Origin of the sequence: Streptomyces sp. ADI95-16, assembly GCF_003721495.1 — a bacterium.
Taxonomy (GTDB): domain Bacteria; phylum Actinomycetota; class Actinomycetes; order Streptomycetales; family Streptomycetaceae; genus Streptomyces; species Streptomyces goshikiensis.
The window spans coordinates 1,998,568-2,025,508 of sequence record NZ_CP033581.1 but is presented as its reverse complement, the minus strand read 5'-3'; the positions used below and the strand labels follow the sequence as shown (position 1 = coordinate 2,025,508).

Annotated in this window: 24 protein-coding genes; 20 read left to right on the top strand and 4 right to left on the bottom strand. The window is 71.3% G+C overall.

Translation table 11 applies throughout. The annotated features are described in order from the left end of the window. Positions 1-65 precede the first annotated feature (65 nt). Positions 66-626, top strand: coding sequence for an HIT domain-containing protein (locus EES41_RS08650; protein ID WP_123077021.1), 561 nt, complete (start codon positions 66-68; stop codon positions 624-626). 63 nt (positions 627-689) lie between these two features. Here EES41_RS08650 and EES41_RS08645 read toward each other — a convergent pair whose 3' ends face one another. Together EES41_RS08645 and EES41_RS08640 are read right to left on the bottom strand one after the other, a co-directional pair. Continuing rightward, positions 690-2,354, bottom strand: a complete 1,665-nt coding sequence (locus tag EES41_RS08645) for a hypothetical protein (protein WP_100582404.1) — start codon at positions 2,352-2,354, stop codon at positions 690-692. 141 nt (positions 2,355-2,495) lie between these two features. Then, complete coding sequence (locus EES41_RS08640) at positions 2,496-4,691, bottom strand: elongation factor G-like protein EF-G2 (protein ID WP_123077019.1); 2,196 nt, start codon at positions 4,689-4,691, stop codon at positions 2,496-2,498. 273 nt (positions 4,692-4,964) lie between these two features. Between EES41_RS08640 and pgsA the strand changes: the two genes are divergently transcribed. The 15 genes from pgsA to EES41_RS08565 all read left to right on the top strand — a co-directional run bounded on the left by pgsA (position 4,965) and on the right by EES41_RS08565 (position 20,346). After that, a complete protein-coding gene (pgsA, locus tag EES41_RS08635; protein ID WP_008740487.1) occupies positions 4,965-5,630 on the top strand; it encodes a phosphatidylinositol phosphate synthase in 666 nt (221 codons plus the stop codon). Next, positions 5,630-6,535, top strand: a complete 906-nt coding sequence (locus EES41_RS08630; RefSeq protein ID WP_123077017.1) for a phosphatidylinositol mannoside acyltransferase — start codon at positions 5,630-5,632, stop codon at positions 6,533-6,535. The genes pgsA and EES41_RS08630 overlap by 1 nt, the downstream gene beginning before the upstream one ends. After that, positions 6,532-7,695 (top strand): glycosyltransferase family 4 protein, encoded by a 1,164-nt coding sequence (locus EES41_RS08625; RefSeq protein WP_123077015.1) that lies wholly within the window; start codon positions 6,532-6,534, stop codon positions 7,693-7,695. Before EES41_RS08630 ends, EES41_RS08625 begins: the two co-directional genes overlap by 4 nt. Before the next feature lie 110 nt (positions 7,696-7,805). Next, a complete protein-coding gene (locus EES41_RS08620) occupies positions 7,806-8,348 on the top strand; it encodes a hypothetical protein (protein ID WP_123077013.1) in 543 nt (180 codons plus the stop codon). Between the two features lie 145 nt (positions 8,349-8,493). Further along, the gene (gene pdxS, locus EES41_RS08615; protein ID WP_008740483.1) at positions 8,494-9,411 is read left to right on the top strand and encodes a pyridoxal 5'-phosphate synthase lyase subunit PdxS; all 918 of its coding nucleotides are present in this window, start codon (positions 8,494-8,496) and stop codon (positions 9,409-9,411) included. 8 nt (positions 9,412-9,419) lie between these two features. After that, complete coding sequence (gene pdxT, locus EES41_RS08610) at positions 9,420-10,010, top strand: pyridoxal 5'-phosphate synthase glutaminase subunit PdxT (RefSeq protein ID WP_037792337.1); 591 nt, start codon at positions 9,420-9,422, stop codon at positions 10,008-10,010. 57 nt (positions 10,011-10,067) lie between these two features. Then, positions 10,068-10,820, top strand: a complete 753-nt coding sequence (locus EES41_RS08605; RefSeq protein ID WP_008740481.1) for a YebC/PmpR family DNA-binding transcriptional regulator — start codon at positions 10,068-10,070, stop codon at positions 10,818-10,820. A gap of 103 nt (positions 10,821-10,923) precedes the next feature. Beyond that, complete coding sequence (gene ruvC, locus EES41_RS08600; RefSeq protein ID WP_073795938.1) at positions 10,924-11,454, top strand: crossover junction endodeoxyribonuclease RuvC; 531 nt, start codon at positions 10,924-10,926, stop codon at positions 11,452-11,454. Further along, positions 11,451-12,083, top strand: coding sequence for a Holliday junction branch migration protein RuvA (gene ruvA / locus EES41_RS08595; RefSeq protein ID WP_008740479.1), 633 nt, complete (start codon positions 11,451-11,453; stop codon positions 12,081-12,083). The genes ruvC and ruvA overlap by 4 nt, the downstream gene beginning before the upstream one ends. Positions 12,084-12,401: 318 nt before the next feature. Further along, positions 12,402-13,463: a Holliday junction branch migration DNA helicase RuvB gene (ruvB, locus tag EES41_RS08590; protein ID WP_008740478.1), complete on the top strand. Its 1,062-nt coding sequence runs from the start codon at positions 12,402-12,404 to the stop codon at positions 13,461-13,463. Positions 13,464-13,627: 164 nt separating this feature from the next. Then, a complete protein-coding gene (gene yajC / locus EES41_RS08585; RefSeq protein WP_123077011.1) occupies positions 13,628-14,122 on the top strand; it encodes a preprotein translocase subunit YajC in 495 nt (164 codons plus the stop codon). Between the two features lie 157 nt (positions 14,123-14,279). Then, entirely contained in the window at positions 14,280-16,082 is a 1,803-nt protein-coding gene (gene secD / locus EES41_RS08580) for a protein translocase subunit SecD (RefSeq protein WP_123077009.1), read from the top strand. Between the two features lie 3 nt (positions 16,083-16,085). Beyond that, a complete protein-coding gene (gene secF / locus EES41_RS08575; RefSeq protein WP_123077007.1) occupies positions 16,086-17,162 on the top strand; it encodes a protein translocase subunit SecF in 1,077 nt (358 codons plus the stop codon). Further along, the gene (locus EES41_RS08570) at positions 17,159-17,710 is read left to right on the top strand and encodes an adenine phosphoribosyltransferase (RefSeq protein ID WP_037792335.1); all 552 of its coding nucleotides are present in this window, start codon (positions 17,159-17,161) and stop codon (positions 17,708-17,710) included. Before secF ends, EES41_RS08570 begins: the two co-directional genes overlap by 4 nt. Before the next feature lie 212 nt (positions 17,711-17,922). After that, a complete protein-coding gene (locus EES41_RS08565) occupies positions 17,923-20,346 on the top strand; it encodes a bifunctional (p)ppGpp synthetase/guanosine-3',5'-bis(diphosphate) 3'-pyrophosphohydrolase (RefSeq protein WP_073778958.1) in 2,424 nt (807 codons plus the stop codon). 102 nt (positions 20,347-20,448) lie between these two features. Here the strand turns inward: EES41_RS08565 and EES41_RS08560 are convergent, their stop codons facing one another. Both EES41_RS08560 and EES41_RS08555 read right to left on the bottom strand, forming a co-directional pair. Further along, on the bottom strand, positions 20,449-21,678 hold the full coding sequence (locus tag EES41_RS08560) for a DUF349 domain-containing protein (RefSeq protein ID WP_123077005.1): 1,230 nt from the start codon (positions 21,676-21,678) through the stop codon (positions 20,449-20,451). 191 nt (positions 21,679-21,869) lie between these two features. Further along, the gene (locus tag EES41_RS08555; protein WP_123077003.1) at positions 21,870-22,616 is read right to left on the bottom strand and encodes a peptidylprolyl isomerase; all 747 of its coding nucleotides are present in this window, start codon (positions 22,614-22,616) and stop codon (positions 21,870-21,872) included. Positions 22,617-22,780: 164 nt separating this feature from the next. Here EES41_RS08555 and EES41_RS08550 point away from each other — a divergent pair, with 164 nt between their 5' ends. The 4 genes from EES41_RS08550 to EES41_RS08535 all read left to right on the top strand — a co-directional run bounded on the left by EES41_RS08550 (position 22,781) and on the right by EES41_RS08535 (position 26,931). Next, positions 22,781-23,491 (top strand): MBL fold metallo-hydrolase, encoded by a 711-nt coding sequence (locus EES41_RS08550; protein ID WP_123077001.1) that lies wholly within the window; start codon positions 22,781-22,783, stop codon positions 23,489-23,491. Between the two features lie 10 nt (positions 23,492-23,501). Further along, a complete protein-coding gene (hisS, locus tag EES41_RS08545; protein ID WP_123076999.1) occupies positions 23,502-24,761 on the top strand; it encodes a histidine--tRNA ligase in 1,260 nt (419 codons plus the stop codon). A 158-nt stretch (positions 24,762-24,919) separates the two neighbouring features. Continuing rightward, on the top strand, positions 24,920-25,534 hold the full coding sequence (locus EES41_RS08540; protein WP_123076997.1) for a vitamin K epoxide reductase family protein: 615 nt from the start codon (positions 24,920-24,922) through the stop codon (positions 25,532-25,534). A gap of 41 nt (positions 25,535-25,575) precedes the next feature. Then, positions 25,576-26,931 (top strand): replication-associated recombination protein A, encoded by a 1,356-nt coding sequence (locus EES41_RS08535; RefSeq protein WP_123076995.1) that lies wholly within the window; start codon positions 25,576-25,578, stop codon positions 26,929-26,931. The last annotated feature ends 10 nt before the right edge of the window (positions 26,932-26,941 follow it).

Below are 26,941 nucleotides of genomic sequence, written 5' to 3'. Positions count from 1 at the left end.
ACCCAGCATCGCGGCCCCGCCACCTGCCTTCGCCCCGGCGACACGCCCAGCGGGGGCAAGGTCATATGCTGCATGCCATGACGACTGAGCCGGAGCAGCAGATCGGTGTGGGCACGCAGGACGCGTTCCAGCGTCTGTGGACGCCCCACCGGATGGCCTACATCCAGGGGGAGAACAAGCCGACCGGTCCGGAGGCCGGGGACGGCTGTCCCTTCTGCGGGATTCCCGACATGTCCGATGAGGACGGCCTGGTCGTCGCCCGGGGCAAGCACGTCTACGCGGTGCTGAACCTGTACCCGTACAACGGCGGACACCTGATGGTCGTCCCGTACCGGCACGTCGCCGACTACACCGAGCTGGACGGGCCGGAGACGGCCGAGCTGGCGGACCTCACCAAGCGGGCCATGGCCGCGCTGCGCAAGGCGTCGGGGGCGCACGGCTTCAACATCGGCATGAACCAGGGCGCGGCCGCCGGCGCCGGCATCGCCGCGCACCTGCACCAGCACATCGTGCCGCGCTGGGGCGGGGACACGAACTTCATGCCGGTCGTCGGCCACACCAAGGTGCTCCCGCAACTCCTCGCGGACACCCGCCAGATGCTGGCCGACGCCTGGCCCGTCGGCTAGGGCCCGTCTTCCGGATCAGGCCCTGGTACCCGTACGTCCCGTCGGCGCGTACGGGACCGCTCGTCACTCGTACACGTCCGCCTTGCGCGGCGAGGGCTCCTGGATGATGCCGCTCATGATCGAGGAGCGGTTGGTGAAGCGCTCGGTGTCGCAGCCGTTCTCCTCCAGGACCCGGAACGCGGCCGCGTGCACCGCGCGCAGCACCGGGGCGACCGTACGCAGGGCGTCGTCCGCCATGAAGCGGTGGCGCCACATCGATCCGGCCCAGACGTGCCGCAGGCCGAAGGGCTCCGGCAGCGCCAGCTTGCCGCCGAGGAATTCCAGGAGCGGCGGGTACCAGGTCAGCGGGGCGCGCGCGGTCACCCGCACCACCTCCATGGTGTCGACCAGCGGCAGCGGGCGCTCCACGGTCTCCCAGAACCGGATCGACTTGGGGACCTCGACCGTCGGCGTCTTGGGCTTCGTGGTGAACAGCCCGTGCACCGGGCCGAGCGCGTGCGCGGTGACGTCCACCCGCAGCGTCTTGTAGAGCACGGTGACCGTCACCAGCATGTTGATGACCAGCTGTCCGTCCCACAGCGGGTACTGGATGCCCAGGTAGTGCCGGTCGCCGGCGCTGAACTGCTGCTCGTTGCAGATCCGGGTGATCTCGTGCGGCTTCACGACGAAGGTGTCGACGCCCTCGCCGGACGGCCGCGCCACCTCCGTCGCGCCCTCGCCGATCGGCGTGACGATCCAGTGCTTGATGGAGGCCGCCGGGAACCCGCCGGTGTGCAGCGGGCCGCGCTCCAGCTTGCGCAGCTCGGTGTCGACCGCGCGTATGACGTCCCAGCTGCGGAACGGGTGGATCTCGGCGCCCTCGGTCTTGGGGGCCAGCTCCTCGGCCATCTGCCAGCTGCCCCAGCGGGTGCCCATGCCGAGGATGCCCTTGGGGCCGGCGTAGAACACGGAGTTGCTGCGGTCCTCGGCGGTGAGCTTGGCGAGGGAGTGGCGCAGGTCCTCGCGGGCCTTCTCGTCCGGGTTGCCGGGCACCGCCTCCGGGATCTTGGCGGCGACCCCGCCGCCCGACAGCAGGCCCTCCCAGCGGGAGCGCAGGTCGACGGCGGTGGCCTGGCAGATCCGGCGGGCGAAGAACCAGCCCAGCGCCGGGGCGATGATCATGGCGCGCAGGTAGATGCCCAGGAAGCCGGTGAAGGGCAGCCGGAACATCAGCACGGCCACGATCAGCGCGAAGCCGACGAGCAGCACCGTGCCGAGCCAGGAGGCGCGCTTGCCCGTCCCGGAGGCCAGGGTCTTGCGGAGCTGGAACAGGCCCAGCCACAGCAGCAGTCCGGGCAGGAAGACCACCCCGCACACGAGCATGATCAGCCGCAGCTTGCGGTCCCGTACCTTGCGGATGCGGGAGGCCGCCAGGCAGTGCTCGACGACGGTCTGCGGGTCGGCCCCGAAGGACTGGATGAGCGGCTTGCGGCCCGGGCCGAGGGTCCGGGCCTCCACGGCGCGGCAGAAGGCCTCGCCGAGGCTGGGTTCGAGGAGCGAGAGCTTCCCGGCCTTCACCGTCGACTTGTGGAGATCGCTGTCGGCGCCGAGGATGGCCTCCAGCTTGGTGTCCTTGCCGCCGTCCCGGTACGCGGCGGAGGCCAGCGCGTTGGTCGCCGCCGTCTGCCCGCCGTTGCCCTGGAGCGGAATCTGCGCGCCGGGCCTGAAGTCGAATCCGTCGTCCGCCACCGCTGCCCCCATCGCTGTGCGTCTGTGCTCCTGCGCCGCGCCGAAGAGCCTATCGGCGCGGCTTGCCCCATGGTCATGGGACAGGGAAATACCGCCCACCGCAAGCTGGTTGGGTGGGCGGCCTCCGGTGTGCTATGTCAACTAGTTCCCCTTCTCGGCCTGTTCGCGCATCTTGTCCGCCAGCTGCGGCGGCATGGGTTCGTGGCGGGCGTACGAGCGGCCGAAGCGGCCCGTGCCGTGCGATACGGAGCGCAGCTCCAGGGCGTACCGGCCGATCTCGATCTCGGGGATCTCGGCGCGCACCCTGGTCCGGCCGGGGCCGGCCTGTTCGGTGCCGACGACACGGCCGCGGCGGCCGGCGAGGTCGCTCATGACGGGGCCGACGTACTCGTCGGGGACGGTCACGTCGAGCTCGGCCACCGGTTCGAGGAGGTGGATCCGGGCCTCCGCGGCCGCCTCCCGCAGGGCGAGGGCGCCGGCCGTCTGGAAGGCGGCGTCGGAGGAGTCCACCGAGTGCGCCTTGCCGTCGAGCAGCGTGACGCGCACGTCGACCAGCGGGTAGCCGGCGGCGAGCCCGCGGGCGGCCTGGGCCCTGATGCCCTTCTCCACGGAGGGGATGAACTGGCGGGGCACGGAGCCGCCGACGACCTTGTCGACGAACTCGACGCCGCTGCCGGGCGGGAGCGGCTCGACCTCGATCTCGCAGACGGCGAACTGGCCGTGCCCGCCGGACTGCTTGACGTGGCGGCCGCGGCCGGAGGCCTTGGCGCCGAAGGTCTCGCGCAGGCTGACCCGGTGCGGCACGGCGTCGACCTGGACTCCGTACCGGATGCGCAGCCGTTCGAGGGCGACGTCCTGGTGGGCCTCGCCGAGGGACCACAGGACGACCTGGTGGGTGTGCGGGTTCTGCTCCAGCCGCATGGTGGGGTCCTCGGCGACGAGCCGGGCCAGGCCCTGGGAGAGCTTGTCCTCGTCGGCCTTGCTGTGGGCCTCGATGGCGAGGGGGAGCAGCGGGTCGGGCATCGGCCAGGGCTCCATGAGGAGGGGCCGGTCCTTGGCGGAGAGGGTGTCGCCGGTCTCGGCGCGGGTGAGTTTGGCCACGCAGGCGAGGTCCCCGGCGATGGCCCGGGTGAGGGTGCGCTGCTGTTTGCCGAAGGGGGAGGACAGGGCGCCGACGCGCTCGTCCAGGTCGTGGTCCTCGTGGCCCCGGTCGGTCAGGCCGTGCCCGCTGACGTGCACGGTCTCCTCGGGACGCAGGGTGCCGGAGAAGACGCGGACCAGGGAGACCCGGCCGACGTAGGGGTCGGAGGAGGTCTTGACGACCTCGGCGACCAGCGGCCCGTCGGGATCGCAGGTGGCGTCGGGGCGGGCGGCGCCGTCCGGGGCGGTGACGGCGACGGCGGACCGTTCCAGGGGGGTGGGGAACCCGCCGGTGACCAGTTCGAGGAGTTCGACGGTGCCGAGGCCCTGGCGGGAGCCCTCGGCGGCGGGGGCGGCCATCAGGACGGGGTGGAAGGTGCCGCGGGCGACCGCGCGCTCCAGGTCGTCCACGAGGGTCCCCAGGTCGATGTCCTCGCCGCCCAGGTATCGGTCCATCAGGCCCTCGTCCTCGCTCTCGGCGATGATCCCCTCGATGAGGCGGGCGCGCGCGTCGGAGATGAGGGCGAGCTCGTCGGGCTCCGGGTCGCGTTCGACGCGTTCGCCGGAGGTGTAGTCGTAGACGCGCCGCGAGAGCAGGCCGAGGAGGCCGGCGACGGGGGCGTGGCCGTCGTGCCCGGCCGGCCCGTACAGGGGCAGGTAGAGGGGGATCACGCGGTCGGGGTCCTCGGCGCCGAAGACCTCGCCGCAGACGCTGGTCATCTGGGCGTAGTCGGCGCGGGCTGCCTCCAAATGGGTGACGACGATCGCCCGGGGCATGCCCACGGCCTCGCACTCGTCCCAGACCATGCGGGTCGCGCCGTCGATGCCGTCGGCGGCCGAGACGACGAAGAGGGCCGCGTCCGCGGCGCGCAGACCGGCCCTGAGCTCACCGACGAAGTCGGCGTATCCGGGGGTGTCCAGGATGTTGATCTTGATCCCGCCCCATTCGACGGGGACGAGGGAGAGCTGGATGGAACGCTGGCGGCGGTGTTCGATCTCGTCGTAGTCGGAGACGGTCCCGCCGTCCTCGACCCGGCCCGCCCGGCCCACCGCGCCCGCGGTCAAGGCCAGGGCTTCGACCAGGGTGGTCTTACCGGCTCCGCTGTGGCCGACCAGCACGACGTTCCGTATCGAGGAGGGGCGGTCGGCCGTCAGTGCCCTGCCGGCGGCCCCGGCTTGGTGTGAGGTGGCTCCCATGATGCTCGTACCTCCCGGTTGGGACGGTGAGGGGGATGTCCAGGTGCGGAAGAAGTTGTTCCGCAGGAAACGCGGCCCTTCGAGCTTTGCACTGCCGTCACACTCCGTCCATACGTCGTACCGAGGGCTGTCCGGAGAGTGACGTGGGCACGGCGCGCGGATTGTCCGGCACGAACCGGTGGGTGCGCGGCACCGGGCGCCCGGGGCGCTGGCTACGATGGGCCAGCCGGTGGCCGATGTGGCCGTGCGGCCCAGCGACCCTCCGGGAAGGCCATGCTGAACAAGTACGCGCGTGCATTCTTCACGCGTGTTCTCACGCCATTCGCCGCTTTTCTGCTCCGGCGGGGGGTGAGCCCGGACGCGGTCACCCTGATCGGCACGGCCGGAGTGGTGGCGGGCGCGCTGGTCTTCTTCCCCCGAGGCGAGTTCTTCTGGGGCACGATCACCATCACCCTGTTCGTGTTCTCCGACCTCGTGGACGGGAACATGGCCCGCCAGGCCGGCGTCTCCAGCCGGTGGGGCGCCTTCCTCGACTCCACCCTCGACCGGGTCGCGGACGCGGCGATCTTCGGCGGCCTGGCGCTCTGGTACGCGGGCAACGGGAACGACAACGTGCTGTGCGCGGTCGCGATCTTCTGCCTGGCCAGCGGCCAGGTGGTCTCGTACACCAAGGCGCGCGGCGAATCGATTGGCCTGCCGGTGGCCGTCAACGGGCTCATCGAGCGCGCCGAACGCCTGGTGATCTCGCTGGTCGCGGCCGGCCTGTCCGGACTCCAGACCTTCGGCGTGCCCTCCTGGATCGGGGTGCTGCTGCCGATCGCGCTGTGGATCGTCGCCGTGGGCTCGCTGGTCACCCTGATCCAGCGGGTGGTCACCGTACGCCGCGAGGCCGCCGAGGCCGACGCCGCCGCCGCGGTCGCCGAAGGCGGCGCTGCCTGATGGGGACGGCGCGGGAGAAGCTGGTCGACGGCCTGTACGGGCTCGGCTGGGCCGGGGTCAAGAAGCTCCCCGAGCCCGCGGCGGTGGCCCTGGGCCGGCGCATCGCGGACTTCACGTGGAAGCGGCGCGGCAAGAGCGTGCTGCGGCTGGAGTCGAACCTGGCCCGGGTGGTGCCGGACGCCTCGCCGGAACGGCTGCGCGCGCTGTCGCAGGCCGGGATGCGCTCGTACATGCGGTACTGGATGGAGTCCTTCCGGCTGCCGACGATGGAAACCAGCCGCTTCGGCCAGGACGTCCGGATGAAGGACGAAGACATCCTGCGCGAGGCCCTCGCCTCCGGCCGCGGGGTCGTCGTGGCGCTGCCGCACCTGGCCAACTGGGACCTCGCCGGAGCGTGGGCCGTCGGCCACCTCGGCGTCCCCTTCACCACGGTCGCCGAGCGGCTCAAGCCCGAGACCCTCTTCGACCGCTTCGTGGCCTACCGCGAGAGCCTCGGCATGGAGGTCCTGCCGCACACCGGCGGCGCCGCCTTCGGCACCCTCGCCCGCCGGCTCCGCTCCGGCGGGCTGGTCTGCCTCGTGGCGGACCGCGACCTGTCGGCCTCCGGCGTGGAAGTGGACTTCTTCGGCTCCACGGCGCGGATGCCGGCCGGCCCGGCCCTGCTGGCGCAGCAGACGGGGGCGGTGCTGCTCCCGGCGACCCTGTACTACGGGGACACGCCCACGATGTACGGCCGGATCCACCCCGAGGTGGCGGTGCCGCGGACCGGCACCCGGACCGAGAAGACCGCCGCCATGACCCAGGCGCTCGCGGACGCCTTCGCGTCGGGCATCTCCGAGCACCCCGAGGACTGGCACATGCTGCAGCGGCTGTGGCTGGACGACCTGGAGGAGCGCGCGCTGTGAAGATCGGCATCGTGTGCCCCTACTCCTGGGACGTACCGGGCGGGGTCCAGTTCCACATCCGTGACCTCGCCGAGCACCTGATCCGCCTCGGCCACGAGGTCTCGGTGCTCGCCCCGGCCGACGACGAGACCCCGCTGCCCCCGTACGTGGTCTCGGCCGGGCGGGCGGTGCCGGTGCCGTACAACGGCTCGGTGGCCCGCCTGAACTTCGGGTTCCTCTCGGCGGCCCGGGTGCGGCGCTGGCTGCACGACGGGGTCTTCGACGTGATCCACATCCACGAACCGGCCTCGCCCTCGCTGGGGCTGCTGTCCTGCTGGGCGGCGCAGGGGCCGATCGTGGCCACCTTCCACACCTCGAACCCGCGCTCCCGGGCCATGATCGCGGCGTACCCGATCCTGCAGCCCGCGCTGGAGAAGATCAGCGCGCGGATCGCGGTGAGCGAGTACGCGCGGCGCACGCTGGTCGAGCACCTCGGCGGCGACGCGGTCGTGATCCCCAACGGCGTCGACGTGGACTTCTTCGCCTCCGCCGAGCCCAAGGAGGAGTGGGGCACGAGCACGCTCGGCTTCATCGGCCGCATCGACGAGCCGAGGAAGGGCCTGCCGGTGCTGATGGCTGCCTTCCCGCGGATCGTCGAGGAGTGCCCGGACGTACGGCTCCTCGTGGCGGGCCGCGGCGACGAGGAGGAGGCGGTGGCCTCCCTCCCGGCCGACCTGCGCTCCCGCGTCGAGTTCCTCGGCATGGTCTCCGACGAGGACAAGGCGAGGCTGCTGCGCAGCGTCGACGTGTACGTCGCGCCCAACACCGGCGGCGAGAGCTTCGGGATCATCCTCGTCGAGGCCCTCTCGGCGGGCGCCGCCGTGCTCGCCTCCGACCTGGACGCGTTCGCGCAGGTCCTGGACCAGGGCGCGGCGGGCGAGCTCTTCGCCAACGAGGACGCGGGCGCCCTGGCCGCGGCCGCCGTACGGCTGCTGCGCGATCCGGCGCGGCGGGCGGAACTGAGCGCCCGCGGCTCGGCGCACGTACGCCGCTTCGACTGGTCGACCGTGGGCGCGGACATCCTGGCCGTCTACGAGACGGTCACGGACGGCGCGGCGGCGGTGGCCACCGACGAGCGGGTTCCGCTGCGGACCCGGTGGGGGCTCTCCCGGGAGACATGACCTCCCGGCGGGTCCGGGGGAGACCGGGGGCCGGGAGACCGGGAGACCGGCAGTCCGGGAGGCCGGGCGCCGGGACCTGACCGGCGCGTTCGCGGGTAGAGTCGCGGCCCGTGATCGAAACCCTTGTCTGGATCGCCCTGGCGCTCGGCGTCATCGGGGTCTACCTCAGCTGGACCGCCGGACGGCTCGACCGGCTCCACACCCGCATGGACGCCGCCCGCGCCGCCCTCGACGCCCAGCTCGTCCGGCGGGCCTCCGTGGTGCTGGAGGTGGCGACGTCCGGAGTGCTGGACCCCGCCTCCTCGCTCGTGCTGTACGAGGCCGCCCACGCCGCCCGCCAGGCCGAGGAGGACCACCGCGAGGTCGCCGAGAGCGAACTCAGCCAGGCGCTGCGCGCGGTGTTCGCCGACGCCGACCAGGTCGAGGCCGTCAAGGCCGCTCCCGGGGGCGAGGAGGCCGCGGAGGAACTGGCGGCGGCCGTCCGCCGGGTGCCGATGGCCCGCAGGTTCCACAACGACGCCGTACGCGCCGCCCGCGCGCTGCGCCGGCACCGCAAGGTCCGCTGGTTCAGGCTGGCCGGACACGCGCCGTTCCCGCTCGCCTTCGAGATGGACGACGAACCCCCCGTGGACCTCGCCGACCGCCCGGCCTAGGTTCCCGCTCCGCGAGTTGTACCGAAAGGCCAACTTGGAAGGAGCCACCGGCTCCTTATTGGCCCTTGCAGTGGACTGGTCGATGGCGGTTTGCTCAGCCCGGTAAAACCCGCAGCACCCGTCTTCCTTCGAGTGAGGTCAACCCGTGAGCACGCTTCCCTCCACCCCGCAGTCCGCTGAGTCCGCGATCGGCACCTCCCGCGTCAAGCGCGGCATGGCCGAGCAGCTCAAGGGCGGCGTGATCATGGACGTGGTCAACGCCGAGCAGGCGAAGATCGCCGAGGACGCCGGCGCCGTGGCCGTCATGGCCCTGGAGCGGGTCCCCGCGGACATCCGCAAGGACGGCGGCGTCGCGCGCATGTCCGACCCCAACATGATCGAAGAGATCATCGAGGCCGTCTCGATCCCGGTCATGGCCAAGTCCCGCATCGGCCACTTCGTCGAGGCCCAGGTCCTCCAGTCCCTCGGCGTCGACTACATCGACGAGTCCGAGGTCCTGACCCCGGCCGACGAGGTCAACCACTCCGACAAGTGGGCGTTCACCACCCCCTTCGTCTGCGGCGCCACCAACCTCGGCGAGGCCCTGCGCCGCATCGCCGAGGGCGCGGCCATGATCCGCTCGAAGGGCGAGGCCGGCACCGGCAACGTCGTCGAGGCCGTCCGCCACCTGCGTCAGATCAAGAACGAGATCGCCCGCCTGCGCGGCTACGACAACAACGAGCTGTTCGCCGCCGCCAAGGAGCTGCGCGCGCCGTACGAGCTCGTCAAGGAGGTCGCCGAACTCGGCAAGCTCCCGGTCGTGCTGTTCTCCGCCGGTGGCGTCGCCACCCCGGCCGACGCCGCCCTGATGCGCCAGCTCGGCGCCGAGGGCGTCTTCGTCGGCTCCGGCATCTTCAAGTCCGGCGACCCGGCCAAGCGCGCCGCCGCCATCGTGAAGGCCACCACCTTCTACGACGACCCGAAGATCATCGCGGACGCCTCCCGCAACCTGGGCGAGGCCATGGTCGGCATCAACTGCGACACCCTGCCCGAGGCCGAGCGCTACGCCAACCGCGGCTGGTAGTCACTGCCATGACCAACCCCGTGATTGGTGTCCTGGCCCTCCAGGGCGACGTACGGGAGCACCTGATCGCCCTGGCCGCGGCGGACGCCGTGGCCAGGCCGGTCCGGCGTCCCGACGAGCTCGCCGAGGTCGACGCCCTGGTGATCCCCGGCGGCGAGTCGACGACCATGTCGAAGCTCGCCGTCCTGTTCGGCATGCTGGAGCCGCTGCGCGAGCGCGTGAAGGCCGGCATGCCGGTCTACGGCACCTGCGCCGGCATGATCATGCTCGCCGACAAGCTGCTCGACGGCCGTGAGGACCAGGAGACCCTGGGCGGCATCGACATGATCGTGCGCCGCAACGCCTTCGGCCGCCAGAACGAGTCCTTCGAGGCGAAGATCGACTTCGCGGGCATCGAGGGCGGCCCCGTCGAGGGCGTCTTCATCCGTGCCCCGTGGGTCGAATCGGTCGGCGCCCCGGTCGAGGTGCTCGCCACGTACGACGGCCACACGGTCGCCGTGCGCCAGGGCAACGTCCTCGCGACCTCGTTCCACCCGGAGCTGACCGGGGACGACCGCGTCCACGCGTACTTCGTCGACATGGTGCGCGCCGGGCTGTGACGGCGTCCCGGTAGGATCTGAGGCGAACACTGTTGGTGACGCGAAGGAGACAGGCAGATGTCCGGCCACTCTAAATGGGCTACGACGAAGCACAAGAAGGCCGTGGTTGACGCCAAGCGCGGCAAGCTCTTCGCGAAGCTGATCAAGAACATCGAGGTCGCGGCCCGTATGGGCGGTGCCGACATCGACGGCAACCCGACCCTCTTCGACGCCATCCAGAAGGCCAAGAAGAGCTCGGTCCCGAACAAGAACATCGACTCCGCGGTCAAGCGCGGCGGCGGCCTCGAAGCCGGCGGCGCCGACTACGAGACGATCATGTACGAGGGTTACGGCCCCAACGGCGTCGCGGTGCTCATCGAGTGCCTCACCGACAACCGCAACCGCGCCGCCTCCGACGTCCGCGTCGCCATGACCCGCAACGGCGGCTCGATGGCCGACCCGGGCTCGGTCTCGTACCTGTTCAACCGCAAGGGCGTCGTGCTCCTGCCCAAGGGCGAGCTCTCCGAGGACGACGTCCTGGAGACGGTGCTGGAGGCGGGCGCCGAAGAGGTCAACGACCTCGGCGAGAGCTTCGAGATCATCAGCGAGGCCACCGACATGGTCGCCGTCCGCACGGCCCTCCAGGAGGCCGGCATCGACTACGACTCGGCCGACTCCAACTTCCTGCCGACCATGCAGGTCGAGCTGGACGAGGAGGGCGCGCGCAAGATCTTCAAGCTGATCGACGCGCTGGAGGACAGCGACGACGTGCAGAACGTCTTCGCCAACTTCGACGTCTCGGACGAGGTCATGGAGAAGGTCGACGCCTGATCGGGCATCAGCGGCGGGCCGGCGGGGACACACCCCGCCGGCCCGCCGCTTTGTCAGTGCCAGCGGCTAGCCTGCACGCACTGGCGAGCGAAGGAGGGGCGGGGTGCGAGTTCTCGGCGTGGACCCGGGGCTGACCCGGTGCGGTGTCGGCGTGGTCGAGGGCGTCGCCGGCCGCCCGCTGACGATGATCGGCGTGGGGGTCGTCCGGACCCCCGCGGACGCGGAGTTGGGCAACCGGCTCGTCGCGATCGAGCGGGGCATAGAGGAATGGCTCGATGAGCACCGTCCCGAAGTCGTCGCCGTGGAGCGGGTGTTCAGCCAGCACAACGTCAGTACGGTGATGGGAACCGCCCAGGCGAGTGCCGTCGCCATGCTGTGCGCCGCGCGGCGCGGCATCCCGGTCGCGCTGCACACCCCGAGCGAGGTCAAGGCCGCCGTCACCGGATCCGGCCGGGCCGACAAGGCACAGGTCGGGGCGATGGTCACCCGGCTGCTGCGGCTCGCCGCCCCGCCGAAGCCGGCCGACGCCGCCGATGCGCTCGCGCTCGCCATCTGCCACATCTGGCGGGCTCCCGCCCAGAACCGCCTCCAGCAGGCGGTCGCCCTGCACGCCTCGAAAGGCCGCCCCTCATGATCGCTTTCGTCAGCGGCCCGGTCGCCGCGCTCGCCCCCACCCTGGCCGTGATCGAGGTCGGGGGAGTGGGCATGGCCGTGCAGTGCACGCCGAACACCATCGCCGCCCTGCGCGTCGGGGAGCCGGCCCGGCTGGCGACCTCCCTGGTCGTACGGGAGGACTCGCTCACGCTGTACGGCTTCGCGGACGACGACGAGCGGCAGGTGTTCGAGCTGCTCCAGACGGCGAGCGGGGTCGGGCCGCGGCTGGCCCAGGCGATGCTGGGCGTACACAGCCCGGACGCGCTGCGACTGGCCGTCGAGTCGGGGGACGAGCGGGCCCTGACGGCGGTGCCGGGCATCGGCAAGAAGGGCGCGCAGAAGCTCCTGCTGGAGCTGAAGGGCAAGCTGGGCGCTCCGCTGGGGTCGAGCGGCCTGGTGGGCGCGCAGCGCGCGGCCGCGGCCGGGCCAGCGCCCTGGACCGAGCAGCTGTCCGCCGCGCTGATCGGCCTGGGGTACGCGTCCAGGGACGCGGAGGAGGCGGTCTCGGCGGTGACGCCGCAGGCCGAGGCGGCCATCGCCGCCGGTGGCTCGGCCCCGGTCCCCCAGCTCCTGCGAGCGGCCCTCCAATCCCTGAACCGCACCCGCTGACCGTGTGCTCCGCAGGCGTGTGAGGCGCGGGGCGTCCGGTCCGGTGCCGCTGCGCGGGGCTTGCCCCTCCCCGCCCTTCTCCCGTTCACCGGGCTCTGCCCGGGCCCGCGCCTCAAACGCCGGCGGGGCTGAAGGTGCCGGCCGGTGGGGACCGGGGCTGGCCGGGGGGAACCGGGGCCGGCCGGTGGGGCCGGGGCCCCGGGCCGCACCCCGGGGCGGAGGGGGGCCGGCCTCGGGGGGAGGGGCCGGGGGGAGCCCGGGGGCGGGGAGAAGGCAGCGTTGGTGAACATCCGCGAAGCGAGAAGGCAGACTGACAGCGTGAACTGGGACGACGAGAGCGACGACCGGATCGTGGCGGCGGCGGCGGACGGGGAGGACACCGCCGTCGAGGCGGCCCTGCGCCCCAAGGACCTCGGCGAGTTCGTCGGGCAGGAGAAGGTCCGCCAGCAGCTGGACCTCGTCCTGAAGGCGGCCCGGCAGCGCGGGGCCACCGCCGATCACGTGCTGCTCTCCGGCGCCCCGGGCCTCGGCAAGACCACCCTCTCCATGATCATCGCCGCCGAGATGGGCGCGCCGATCCGGATCACCTCCGGCCCCGCCATCCAGCACGCGGGCGATCTCGCCGCGATCCTCTCCTCCCTCCAGGAGGGCGAGGTGCTCTTCCTCGACGAGATCCACCGCATGTCCCGGCCCGCCGAGGAGATGCTCTACATGGCGATGGAGGACTTCCGCGTCGACGTGATCGTCGGAAAGGGGCCCGGGGCCACGGCCATCCCCCTGGAGCTGCCGCCCTTCACCCTCGTGGGGGCCACGACCCGCGCCGGGCTGCTGCCGCCGCCCCTGCGCGACCGCTTCGGCTTCACCGGCCACATGGAGTTCTACGCCCCCGAGGAGCTGGAGCGCGTCATCCACCGCTCCGCCCGCCTCCTCGACGTGGAGATCGACACCGCCGGCGCCGCCGAGATCGCCGGCCGCTCCCGCGGCACCCCCCGCATCGCCAACCGGCTGCTGCGCCGCGTCCGCGACTACGCCCAGGTCAAGGCCGACGGGGTGATCACGCGCGAGGTGGCCGGAACCGCCCTCCAGGTCTACGAGGTGGACGCGCGCGGCCTCGACCGCCTCGACCGGGCCGTGCTGGAGGCACTGCTCAAGCTGTTCGGCGGCGGCCCCGTCGGGCTGTCCACGCTCGCCGTGGCCGTGGGGGAGGAGCGGGAGACCGTGGAGGAGGTCGCGGAGCCCTTCCTGGTACGGGAGGGACTGCTCGCCCGTACCCCCCGGGGCCGTGTCGCGACCCCCGCCGCATGGGTTCACCTGGGGCTCGTCCCGCCGCAGCCCGGCGGCGGCGGATCAAGCGGACAACAGGGCTTGTTCGGGGCCTGACGGCGCGGAGGTTCGCCCGGTCAGGAACTGCGGTGCCATGCTGGGCGTTGTTCCATCGGTGCGGACTCGCCTAGACTCCGCCGATGCCGACCCTTCGGGTCGGCGTGCCCACCCCCGTAGAAAAAGGCCGTCTCCCGTGCGGTCGTGCGAAGGATCTCCGTCCCGTGAATCTCGTGACACTCCTCCCGTTCATCGTGCTCATCGGGGCGATGTTCCTGATGACCCGCTCCGCGAAGAAGAAGCAGCAGGCGGCCGCGCAGATGCGCGACCACATGACGCCCGGCACCGGGGTCCGCACCATCGGCGGCATGTACGCCACGGTGAAGGAGATCGGTGACGACACGGTCACCCTCGAAGTGGCCCCCGGCGTGCACGCGATCTTCGCGAAGAACGCCATCGGTGCCGTCCTCGACGACGAGGAGTACAACCGCATCGTCCACGGCCAGGCTGCTGATCTGACGATCGACACGCCGGTCGTCCCGGACGACGCCTCCTCGCTCACCCAGTCCGAGACCGAGGGCGACGCCCCGAAGCTCGACCTGGGCAAGAAGGACGCGCCCCAGGCCGACGCGCCCAAGGCCGATGAGCCCCAGGCCGACGAGCCCAAGGGTGACGAGCCCAAGGACGGCAAGGCCGACGGCGAGGCCGGAGCCAAGTAGCAGTACGCGGCACGGATCGCGGCGGCGCCTGACCGGCGGCCGCCGCGGTGCCGGCCGGTGACCCGTTTCTGCGGGGGGCAGGGGTCCCCACCACACATTTCTTGGCCGTCCGCGCGCTGACCCGGCGCGGGACGGTTGGACAGGGAGATACGACAAGGTGGCAGCACCGAAGAAGGGCCGGCGGCCCACGGGGGCTCAGGGGAGGCCGGGGCGCGCCCTGGCCATCATCCTGATCGCGATGGTGGCGCTCACCGCGGGGATGTTCCTCACGAAGCAGACGACCCCCCGTCTCGGCATCGACCTCGCGGGCGGTACGAGCATCACGCTCAAGGCCAAGAGCGAGCCCGGCAAGCCGGACGCTATCAACCCGACGAACATGAACACCGCCGTCGGGATCATCGAGCGCCGTGTCAACGGTCTCGGTGTGACGGAGGCCGAGGTCCAGACGCAGGGCAAGGACCACATCATCGTGAACATCCCCAAGGGGATGAACGAGCAGCAGGCGCGCGAGCAGGTCGGTACCACCGCCCAGCTCTACTTCCGCCCGGTGCTCGCGTTCACGAGCGGTGAGCCGGCCGCCCCCAATGCCTCGCCCAGCGGGTCGCCCAGCGGATCGCCCAGTGCCTCCCCGAGCGGCTCCGGCGCCCCCAAGGCCGGGGACGGCAAGAAGGCCAGCCCGTCCGCCACCCCGTCGTCCAGCGCCACTTCTCAGGGCCGCGCGCTCAGTGAGGCCCTCAAGGCCCCGGGCAGCCCCACTCCCTCGCCCTCCGCGAGCGAGTCGAAGAAGGCAGACGACAACAAGGCTCCGACCCCGTCCGCGACGCCGTCGGCCGACGCCGCCGCCTCCGCGCTCCAGGCGAAGTTCGCCGCCCTGGACTGCACGGACGAGAAGCAGCGCGCCACCGCGGCCCAGGGCGTCAAGCCCGAGGAGCCGATGGTCGCCTGCGGCCAGCGCGGCGACACCTGGGGCAAGTGGGTGCTCGGTCCCGCCGCGGTCAACGGCCAGGACGTCGACGACGCCAAGGGCGTCATCGACCAGCAGTCCGGTCAGTGGATCGTCACCATGCAGTTCACCGACAAGGGCGCCGACAAGTTCGCCAAGATCACCGGCGACCTCGCGGCCAAGCAGCCGCCGCAGAACCAGTTCGCGATCGTGCTCGACGGCCAGGTCATCTCCGACCCGTCCGTGAGCCAGGCGCTGACCGGCGGCAACGCCCAGATCTCGGGTGGCTTCACCCAGCAGTCCGCGCAGGACCTGGGCAACATGCTCTCGTACGGCGCCCTGCCGCTGTCCTTCCAGGAGGACAGCGTCACCACCGTCACCGCCGCCCTCGGCGGCGAGCAGCTCAAGGCCGGCCTGATCGCCGGCGCGATCGGCCTGCTCCTCGTCGTGATCTACCTGCTCGTGTACTACCGCGGCCTGGCGTTCATCGCGATCGTCTCGCTGCTGGTGTCCGCGATCCTGACCTACACGATCATGGCGCTGCTGGGCAAGGGCATCGGTTTCGCGCTGAACCTGCCGGCCGTCTGCGGCGCGATCGTCGCCATCGGCATCACGGCCGACTCGTTCATCGTGTACTTCGAACGCATCCGTGACGAGATCCGCGAGGGCCGCACCCTGCGTCCGGCCGTCGAGCGCGCCTGGCCGCGGGCCCGGCGTACGATCCTGGTGTCCGACTTCGTGTCGTTCCTGGCCGCCGCGGTGCTGTTCATCGTGACCGTCGGCAAGGTGCAGGGCTTCGCCTTCACGCTGGGCCTCACCACCCTGCTCGACGTGGTCGTGGTGTTCCTGTTCACCAAGCCCGTCATGACGCTGCTGGCCCGTACGAAGTTCTTCTCCAGCGGCCACCCGTGGTCCGGGCTGGACCCGAAGCGGCTCGGCGCGAAGCCGCCGCTGCGCCGGTCCCGTCGCACCGGTTCCGGTACCGTCTCCGCCCCCGTCGACGCAAAGGAGGCGTGAGAGATGTCGAAGCTGGGAGATCTCGGCGCCAAGCTGTACCGCGGTGAGGTCGGATACGACTTCGTCGGCAAGCGTTTTCTCTGGTACGGCGTTTCCATCCTGATCACCATCACGGCGATCGTGGCCCTGGCCGTTCAGGGCCTCAACATGGGCATCGAGTTCAAGGGCGGTGCCGTCTTCACCACCCCGAAGACGGCCGTCTCCGTCGCCAAGGCGACCGAGGACGCGGAGAAGGCCTCGGGCCACGACGCGATCGTCCAGGAACTCGGCACCGGCGGCCTGCGCATCCAGATCACCGGTCTGGACACCGCCTCCGCGGCCGACGTGAAGAAGCAGCTCGCCAGTGACCTCAAGGTCGACCAGGCCGGCATCAACGCCGACCTCGTCGGTCCCAGCTGGGGCGAGCAGATCGCCAACAAGGCCTGGACCGGCCTCGGCGTCTTCATGATCCTCGTGGTGATCTACCTCGCCATCGCCTTCGAATGGCGGATGGCGGTCGCCGCGCTGATCGCGCTGATCCACGACCTCACCATCACCGTCGGCGTGTACGCGCTGGTCGGCTTCGAGGTCACCCCGGGCACCGTGATCGGTCTGCTGACGATCCTCGGTTACTCCCTCTACGACACCGTCGTCGTCTTCGACGGTCTGAAGGAGGGGTCGAAGGACATCACCAAGCAGACCCGCTACACCTTCAGCGAGATCGCCAACCGCAGCATCAACGGGACGCTGGTCCGCTCGATCAACACGACCGTCGTGGCCCTGCTCCCGGTCGGCGCGCTGCTGTTCATCGGCGGCGGCTTCCTGGGCGCGGGCATGCTCAACGACATCTCGCTGTCGCTGTTCGTCGGCCTCGCGGCCGGTGCGTACTCCTCGATCTTCATCGCGACCCCGCTGGTCGTGGACCTGAAGGAGCGCGAGCCGGGCATGAAGGCGCTGAAGAAGAGGGTGCTCGCGAAGCGTGAGGCCGCGGCCGCCAGGGGCGAGTCCCCGGACGAGGGCTACGACTCCGCCGAGGGTGACGCCGAGGGCGGCCCGCAGATCGTCGCGCAGACGCAGGGACGCGCGGGGCGGCGGCGGTGAGCGTGATCTCCGAGCAGGCGCGGGAGCTGCTGCTCAGCCGCATCAAGGACGTTGCGGACTACCCGAAGCCGGGGGTGATGTTCAAGGACATCACCCCGCTGCTGGCCGACCCGAAGGCGTTCGCCGCGCTGACGGACGTACTGGTGGAACTGGCCGCGCGGTACGGCGCGACGAAGATCGTCGGGCTGGAGGCGCGCGGGTTCATCCTGGCGGCCCCGGTCGCCGTGCAGGCGGGCATCGGCTTCGTGCCGGTGCGCAAGGCCGGGAAGCTGCCGGGGGCGACCCTGGCGCAGTCCTACGAGCTGGAGTACGGGACCGCGGAGATCGAGGTCCACGCGGAGGACCTGGCGGCGGGTGACCGGGTGATGGTCATCGACGACGTCCTGGCCACCGGGGGCACGGCGGAGGCTTCGCTCTCCCTCATCCGGCGGGCCGGGGCGGAGGTCGCCGGTGTGGCGGTCCTGATGGAGCTGTCGTTCCTGCCCGGCCGGGAGAAGCTGTCCGGGGCGCTCGCCGGCGCCCCGCTGGACGCGCTGATCGTGGTCTGACGACCGCCGGCCCTTCACGAAGCGGCGGGTGCCCGGGATTCCCCGGGTGCCCGCCGTTCGGCGTATCCGGCTCGGGCCCCGCCCGGAGCCGGGCGGACCGAGCCTCGGCGAACGAGGGGGCGGATCCCTCGCTACGATGGGTTGTCCGGACCGGACACGGGTACCGGATCCTCCCCCACACTTCGTCCGGGGGGACCCCCTGAGGAGCGCTCTTGCCAGACGAGGTCCAGCCAATCTCCGCCGCGCAGCCCGACCCGCAGGCCGAGCCCGCGAAGGCGGCCCCGGCCACGCCCCCGCCGGCGCCGCCGGTCAAGCCCGCGCCGCTGAAGCCCGCCGGGTCCTCCAACCGGGTGCGCGCCCGCCTCGCTCGCCTCGGAGTGCAGCGTTCCAACCCGTACAACCCGGTACTGGAACCGCTGCTCCGTATAGTCCGCAGCAACGACCCGAAGATCGAGACGGCGACCCTGCGCCAGATCGAGCAGGCGTACCAGGTCGCCGAGCGCTGGCACCGGGGCCAGAAGCGCAAGAGCGGCGACCCGTACATCACCCACCCGCTCGCCGTCACCACGATCCTCGCCGAGCTCGGCATGGACCCCGCGACGCTGATGGCGGGCCTGCTGCACGACACCGTCGAGGACACCGAGTACGGCCTGGAACAGCTGCGCCGCGACTTCGGCGACGCCGTGGCCCTGCTCGTCGACGGCGTCACCAAGCTCGACCGGGTCAAGTTCGGCGAGGCCGCGCAGGCCGAAACCGTGCGCAAGATGGTCGTCGCGATGGCCAAGGACCCCCGGGTCCTCGTCATCAAGCTCGCCGACCGCCTGCACAACATGCGCACCATGCGTTACCTCAAGCGGGAGAAGCAGGAGAAGAAGGCCCGCGAGACCCTGGAGATCTACGCGCCCCTGGCCCACCGCCTGGGCATGAACACGATCAAGTGGGAACTCGAAGACCTCTCCTTCGCGATCCTCTACCCGAAGATGTACGACGAGATCGTCCGCCTGGTCGCCGAGCGCGCGCCCAAGCGCGACGAGTACCTCGCCGTCGTCACGGACGAGGTCCAGACCGACCTGCGGGCGGCCCGGATCAAGGCCACCGTCACCGGACGGCCCAAGCACTACTACAGCGTCTACCAGAAGATGATCGTGCGGGGTCGCGACTTCGCGGAGATCTACGACCTGGTCGGCATCCGAGTCCTCGTCGACACCGTCCGCGACTGCTACGCCGCCCTCGGCACCGTGCACGCGCGATGGAACCCGGTCCCCGGCCGGTTCAAGGACTACATCGCGATGCCCAAGTTCAACATGTACCAGTCGCTGCACACGACGGTCATCGGACCCAGCGGCAAGCCGGTCGAACTCCAGATCCGCACCTTCGACATGCACCGCCGCGCCGAGTACGGCATCGCCGCGCACTGGAAGTACAAGCAGCAGACCGTCGCCGGCACCTCCAAGGTCCGCACCGACGTCCCGCAGGCCGCCAAGGGCAGCGCCGGCCAGGACACCGTCAACGACATGGCCTGGCTGCGGCAGCTGCTCGACTGGCAGAAGGAGACCGAGGACCCGGGCGAGTTCCTCGACTCGCTGCGCTTCGACCTCTCCCGCAACGAGGTCTTCGTCTTCACGCCCAAGGGCGATGTCATAGCGCTCCCGGCCGGGGCCACCCCCGTGGACTTCGCGTTCGCCGTCCACACCGAGGTCGGCTACCGGACCATAGGGGCGCGGGTCAACGGGCGGCTCGTGCCGCTCGAATCGACCCTCGACAACGGGGACCTCGTCGAGGTCTTCACCTCCAAGGCCGAGGGCGCGGGCCCCTCCCGCGACTGGCTCGGCTTCGTCAAGTCCCCGCGCGCCCGCAACAAGATCCGCGCCTGGTTCTCCAAGGAACGCCGCGACGAGGCCATCGAGCAGGGCAAGGACTCCATCGCGCGGGCCATGCGCAAGCAGAACCTGCCGATCCAGCGCATCCTGACCGGCGACTCGCTCGTCACCCTCGCCCACGAGATGCGCTACCCCGACATCTCCTCGCTGTACGCGGCGATCGGCGAGGGACACGTCTCGGCGCAGGCCGTCGTACAGAAGCTCGTCCAGGCCCTCGGCGGCGAGGAAGCCGCCAACGAGGACATCGAGGAGAGCGTCCCGCCGTCCCGCAGCCGCAACAAGCGGCGCAGCAACGCCGACCCGGGCGTGGTCGTCAAGGGCGTCGACGACGTCTGGGTCAAGCTGGCCCGCTGCTGCACCCCGGTACCGGGCGATCCGATCATCGGGTTCGTCACGCGCGGCAGTGGAGTATCGGTTCACCGCGCCGACTGCGTCAACGTGGACTCCCTCTCCCAGCAGCCCGAGCGGATGCTGGAGGTCGAGTGGGCGCCCACCCAGTCCTCCGTCTTCCTGGTCGCCATCCAGGTCGAGGCACTGGACCGGTCCCGGCTGCTGTCGGACGTCACCCGGGTCCTGTCGGACCAGCACGTGAACATCCTCTCGGCGGCCGTCCAGACCTCCCGCGACCGGGTGGCCACCTCCCGGTTCACCTTCGAGATGGGCGACCCCAAGCACCTGGGACACGTCCTGAAGGCCGTCCGGGGCGTCGAGGGTGTCTACGACGTCTACCGCGTCACCTCGGCCCGCCGGCCGTAACCCGCGCGAGCACAGTGAGAAGGGCCCGGTACGGAGGATGTCCGTACCGGGCCCTTCTGCCGTGCTCGCTCGGGCGGCCGGACAACGGCCGCCCGAATCGAATCAGCCGCCGAACTCCTCAAGCCCCTTGAGCGCCTGGTCCAGCAGCGCCTGCCGGCCCTCCAGCTCGCGCGCCAGCTTGTCGGCCTTCGCGTTGTTGCCCGCCGCGCGCGCCGCGTCGATCTGCTGGCGCAGCTTGTCCACGGCCGCCTGCAGCTGACCCGTCAGACCGGCCGCACGGGCCCGCGCCTCCGGGTTCGTACGGCGCCACTCGCCTTCCTCGGCCTCCTGGATCGCCCGCTCCACGGCGTGCATCCGGCCCTCGACCTTGGGACGCGCGTCCCGCGGCACGTGGCCGACGGCCTCCCAGCGCTCGTTGAGCGAGCGGAACGCGGCACGGGCCGCCTTCAGGTCCGTGATCGGGACGAGCTTCTCGGCCTCGTCGGCCAGCTCCTCCTTCGCCTTCAGGTTCTCGGTCTGCTCGGCGTCACGCTCGGCGAAGACCTCGCCGCGCGCCGCGAAGAACACGTCCTGCGCACCGCGGAAGCGGTTCCACAGGTCGTCCTCGGACTCGCGCTGCGCGCGGCCCGCCGCCTTCCAGTCCGCCATCAGCTCGCGGTAGCGGGCCGCCGTCGGACCCCAGTCCGTCGACTTCGACAGCGCCTCGGCCTCCGCGACCAGCTTCTCCTTCGCCTTGCGGGCGTCCTCGCGCTGCGCGTCCAGCGAGGCGAAGTGCGCCTTGCGGCGCTTGGAGAAGGCCGAGCGGGCGTGCGAGAAGCGGTGCCACAGCTCGTCGTCCGACTTGCGGTCGAGACGCGGCAGCCCCTTCCAGATGTCCACCAGGGCCCGCAGCCGCTCACCGGCACTGCGCCACTGGTCGCTCTGCGCCAGCTGCTCGGCCTCCGCGACCAGCTCGTCCTTGGCCGCACGGGCCTCGTCCGTCTGCTTGGCCTTCTGCGCCTTGCGCTCCTCGCGGCGCGAGTCGACCGTCGCCACCAGCTTGTCCAGCCGGACCCGCAGCGCGCCGAGGTCGCCCACGGCGTGGTGCTCGTCCACCTGCGTGCGCAGGTGGTCGATCGCGGTCTGGGCGTCCTTGGCGGACAGGTCGGTGGTCCGCACCCGCCGCTCAAGGAGGCCGATCTCGACTACCAGGCCCTCGTACTTGCGCTCGAAGTAGGCCAGGGCCTCCTCAGGGGTGCCTGCCTGCCACGAGCCGACGACCTGCTCGCCCTCGGCCGTACGCACGTACACGGTGCCCGTCTCGTCGACACGGCCCCACGGGTCGCTGCTCACAGCGCCTCCTCCACCTGATGCCTTGCGAGGGGTTCACCCCCTGGGCATCGTCCACAGTTTCCTGGGGCGGGCCGCGCCCGCCCTGCACAACGCCAACATAGGCGACCGCCGGGCCGGCTGTCCGCATCCCGCACGACGGAATATCGCCGTACGGGCGGCGGGCCGGCCGGGCCCGGCGGCGCCGTGCCCCGTCAGTCCTTGCCGACGGTGGCCTTCTCGATCGTCACGGCGTTCTTCGGGGCGCCGTCCGTGGCCCCGTCGGCCGTTCCCGCCTTGGCGATCCCCTCCACCACCTTCAGGCCCGCGGCGTCCATCGTCCCGAAGGGCGTGTAGCCGGGGGGCAGCTGGGTGTCCTTGTAGACGAGGAAGAACTGGCTGCCGCCGGAATTGGGCTGCCCGGTGTTGGCCATCGCCACCGTGCCCGCCGGGTACACCACCTTGCCTGTCTCGTTCGGCTTGCCCAGCGAGTCCAGGTTCTCGTCCTTGATGGTGTAGCCGGGGCCACCGCTGCCGGTGCCCTCCGGGTCGCCGCACTGGAGGACGAAGATGCCGTCGGTGGTCAGGCGGTGGCACTTGGTGCCGTCGAAGAACTTCTTGTCGGCCAGTGACTTGAACGAGTTCACCGTCTCCGGCGTCTTCGCCGCGTCCATCGCGACCTTGATCGCGCCCGAGTTCGTCGTCAGGCCGAGGGTGTACTTCGCGCTCTTGTCGATCGCCATCGCGGGCGGCCCCGAAGGCTCCGACGCCTTCTTCTTCCCGTCCGAGTCGAAGACGCCGCTCACGACGAGGCCGACGACCGCCGCGACCACCACGGCCGCGGCCGCGCCGATCAGCGCCGTACGCCGCCGGGCCTTCTGCCGGGCCTCCGCGCGGCGCTTCTGCTGGCGCTCGTACTTCTCCCTGGCGAGCTGTCGCCGTCGCTGATCGCTCGTGACCACCGGGTCGTCTCCTTGTGCGTCTCTGGTACCGCTGTCCGGGCTCGGTTAGGCCGTACCGTATATGGGTTCGCTGTGTAATGAGCGCCGCCGGTAGGCTCTGAACAGCAACATTGCGATCCGCGGCCGCAGCCGCGGCTCCCGCCGGACGACGATTGAGGACGAACGTGCTGATTGCCGGGTTCCCCGCAGGCGCCTGGGGCACCAACTGCTACGTGGTCGCCCCCGCCGCCGGTGAGGAGTGCGTCATCATCGACCCGGGCCACCAGGCCACCCAGGGTGTCGAGGAGACGCTGAAGAAGCACCGACTCAAGCCCGTCGCGGTCGTCCTCACCCACGGCCACATCGATCATGTCGCCTCGGTGGTCCCCGTGTGCGGAGCACACGACGTACCGGCCTGGATCCACCCCGCGGACCGCTACATGATGAGCGACCCGGAGAAGGCCCTCGGCCGCTCCATCGGGATGCCCCTCATGGGCGAGCTGACCGTGGGGGAGCCGGACGACGTCCGCGAGCTGACCGACGGCAGCAGCCTGAGATTGGCCGGAATGGAGTTCTCGGTGGCGCACGCGCCCGGCCATACGAAGGGGTCGGTGACCTTCAGGATGCCCGAGGCGGCCGACATCCCGTCGGTCTTCTTCTCGGGCGACCTGCTCTTCGCCGGCTCCATCGGACGCACCGACCTGCCCGGCGGCTCCCACGCCGAGATGCTCCGGTCGCTGGCCCGCGTGTGCCTGCCGCTGGACGACTCGACCGTGGTGCTGTCCGGACACGGTTCCCAGACCACCATCGGCCGCGAGCGCGCGACCAACCCGTACCTGCGGGACGTCGCGGCCGGGCTCGGAGACGGCACCGCCGCTCCACGACGAGGAATGTGACGAGAGTTTCGTGAGCACCTTCAAGGCCCCCAAGGGCACGTACGACCTCATCCCGCCGTACTCGGCGAAGTACCTGGCCGTCCGCGACGCCATCTCCGGCCCGCTGCGCCTGTCCGGCTACGGGTACGTCGAGACCCCCGGCTTCGAGGACGTCGACCTGTTCGCCCGCGGTGTCGGCGAGTCCACCGACATCGTGACGAAGGAGATGTACACCCTCACCACCAAGGGCGGGGCCAACCTCGCCCTGCGCCCCGAGGGCACCGCCTCCGTGCTGCGCGCGGCGCTGGAGGCCAACCTGCACAAGGCCGGCGGCCTGCCGGTCAAGCTCTGGTACTCCGGCTCGTACTACCGCTACGAGCGCCCGCAGAAGGGCCGCTACCGCCACTTCTCGCAGGTCGGAGCCGAGGCGATCGGCGCCGAGGACCCCGCGCTGGACGCCGAGCTGATCATCCTGGCCGACCAGGCGTACCGCACCCTGGGCCTGCGCAACTTCCGGATCCTGCTGAACTCGCTGGGCGACCAGGAGTGCCGCCCGGTGTACCGGGAGGCGCTGCAGACGTTCCTGCGCGGCCTCGACCTGGACGAGGAGACCGTCCGCCGGGCCGAGATCAACCCGCTGCGCGTCCTCGACGACAAGCGGCCCGAGGTGCAGAAGCAGCTGACCGGTGCGCCCATGCTGCGCGCGTACCTGTGCGACGCGTGCAAGGCGTACCACGAGGAGGTGCGGGCGCTGATCACGGCGGCCGGCGTCACCTTCGAGGACGACGAGAAGCTGGTGCGCGGGCTGGACTACTACACCCGCACCACCTTCGAGTTCGTCCACGACGGCCTGGGCTCGCAGTCGGCGGTCGGCGGCGGCGGCCGCTACGACGGCCTCTCCGAGATGATCGGCGGACCGGCGCTCCCGTCGGTCGGCTGGGCGCTCGGTGTCGACCGTACGGTCCTGGCCCTTGAGGCCGAGGGCGTCGAGCTGGACATCCCCGCCGCGACCTCGGTGTTCGCGGTGGCGCTGGGCGAGGCCAAGCCGGTGCTGTTCGGGCTGGTCACGGAGCTCCGCAAGAGCGGGATCGCGGCGGACATCTCGTACGGGGGCAAGGGCCTCAAGGGCGCGATGAAGGACGCCAACCGGTCGGGCGCGCGGTTCGCGGTCGTCGCGGGCGACCGCGACCTCGCCGAGGGCGTGGTCCAGCTGAAGGACATGGAGTCCGGGGAGCAGTCCCCGGTCGCGCTGGCCGAGGTGGCCGAGGTGCTGCGGGCCAAGCTGGCCTGATCCGCTCCGGCCACCGGCCGTCTTCGGGCGGGGTGGGGTGATCCCGTCGTACGGGTCCCCTGCCCCGCCCGTACTTATGTCCACCGAACGGCCGGCACACAGGCAGGTGCGGCACAATGTCCGGGGCTTGATCACCTGGCAGATGTGGAGCGGGCGGTATGACGACGAAGAGTGCTGAGGCGCAGACCGCCCCGCGGACCGTCGGGGGCAGTCGCGCCCTGGCGCTGCTGCTGGTGATCACGGGAGCCGCGGGCCTGCTCGCGGCCTGGGTGATCACGATCGACAAGTTCAAGCTGCTGGAGGACCCGAACTTCACGCCGGGCTGCAGCCTGAACCCGATCGTCTCCTGCGGCAACATCATGAAGAGCGACCAGGCGGCCGTGTTCGGTTTCCCGAACCCGATGCTGGGCCTGGTCGCCTACGGGATCGTCATCTGCGTCGGCATGAGCCTGCTGGCCGGCGCGCGGTTCCGCCCCTGGTACTGGCTGACCCTGAACGTGGGCACCCTCTTCGGCGTCGTCTTCTGCGCCTGGCTCATGTACCAGTCCCTGTACAACATCAACTCGCTGTGCCTGTGGTGCTGCCTGGCCTGGGTCGCCACGATCTTCATGTTCTGGTACGTCACCGCGCACAACGTGCGGGAGCGGCTGCTGCCGGCCCCCGGCTGGCTGCGCGGCTTCCTCGACGAGTTCACCTGGGTGCTGCCCGTCCTGCACGTCGGGATCATCGGCATGCTGATCCTGACCCGCTGGTGGGACTTCTGGACCTCCTGAGCCGCGGCCGCGCTGTCGGTGGGCTCGCTTAGGCTTCCTGTGTGGAACCAGACCTGTTCACCGCCGCCGCCGAAGAACGCCGGGAGAAGGACCCCACGAGCGCACCGCTCGCCGCCCGGATGCGCCCCCGCACCCTGGACGAGGTCGTCGGCCAGCAACACCTGCTGAAGCCCGGATCGCCGCTGCGCCGGCTCGTCGGGGAGGGCGCTGGCGGCCCCGCCGGGGCCTCCTCGGTGATCCTTTGGGGCCCCCCGGGCATCGGGAAGACCACCCTCGCGTACGTGGTGAGCCAGGCGACGCAGAAGCGGTTCGTGGAGCTCTCGGCCATCACCGCGGGCGTGAAAGAGGTGCGCGCCGTCATCGAGGGCGCGAAGCGGGCGGCCGGCGGGTACGGCAAGGAGACCGTCCTCTTCCTGGACGAGATCCACCGCTTCAGCAAGGCCCAGCAGGACTCGCTGCTGCCGGCCGTCGAGAACCGGTGGGTCACGCTGATCGCGGCGACCACCGAGAACCCGTACTTCTCGATCATCTCCCCGCTGCTGTCCCGGTCGCTGCTGCTCACGCTGGAATCCCTGACGGACGAGGACCTGAGCGCGCTGATGCGGCGCGCCCTGGAGGAGGAGCGCGGCCTCGGCGGGGCGGTGACCCTGCCGGCGGACGCGGAGGCGCACCTGCTGCGGATCGCGGGCGGTGACGCGCGGCGGGCGCTGACGGCGCTGGAGGCGGGGGCCGGATCGGCGATCGCCAAGGGGGAGGCGGAGATCACCCTCCAGACGCTGGAGGAGGCGGTCGACCGGGCGGCGGTCACCTACGACCGGGACGGCGACCAGCACTACGACGTGGCGAGCGCGCTGATCAAGTCGATCCGGGGCTCCGACGTGGATGCGGCGCTGCATTACCTGGCGCGGATGATCGAGGCGGGGGAGGACCCCCGGTTCATCGCGCGGCGCCTGATGATCTCGGCGAGTGAGGACATCGGGCTCGCGGACCCGACGGCCCTGCCGATCGCCGTCGCGGCGGCGCAGGCGGTGGCGATGATCGGCTTCCCCGAGGCGGCTCTGACCCTGTCGCACGCGACGATCGCCCTGGCGCTCGCCCCGAAGTCGAACACTGCGACGACCGCGATCGGCGCGGCCCTGGCCGACGTCCGGGCGGGCCTGGCCGGGGCCGTGCCGACCCACCTGCGGGACGGGCACTACAAGGGAGCGGCCAAGCTGGGACACGCGGTGGGGTACGTGTACCCGCACGACGTGCCGGGCGGCATCGCCGCGCAGCAGTACGCGCCGGACGAGATCCAGGGGAAGCGGTACTACGAGCCGACGCGGTACGGCGCGGAGGCGCGGTACGCCGACGTCGTCGAAAAGGTCCGCGAGCGCCTGCGCACCGACCACCCCTGACGGGCCGGGC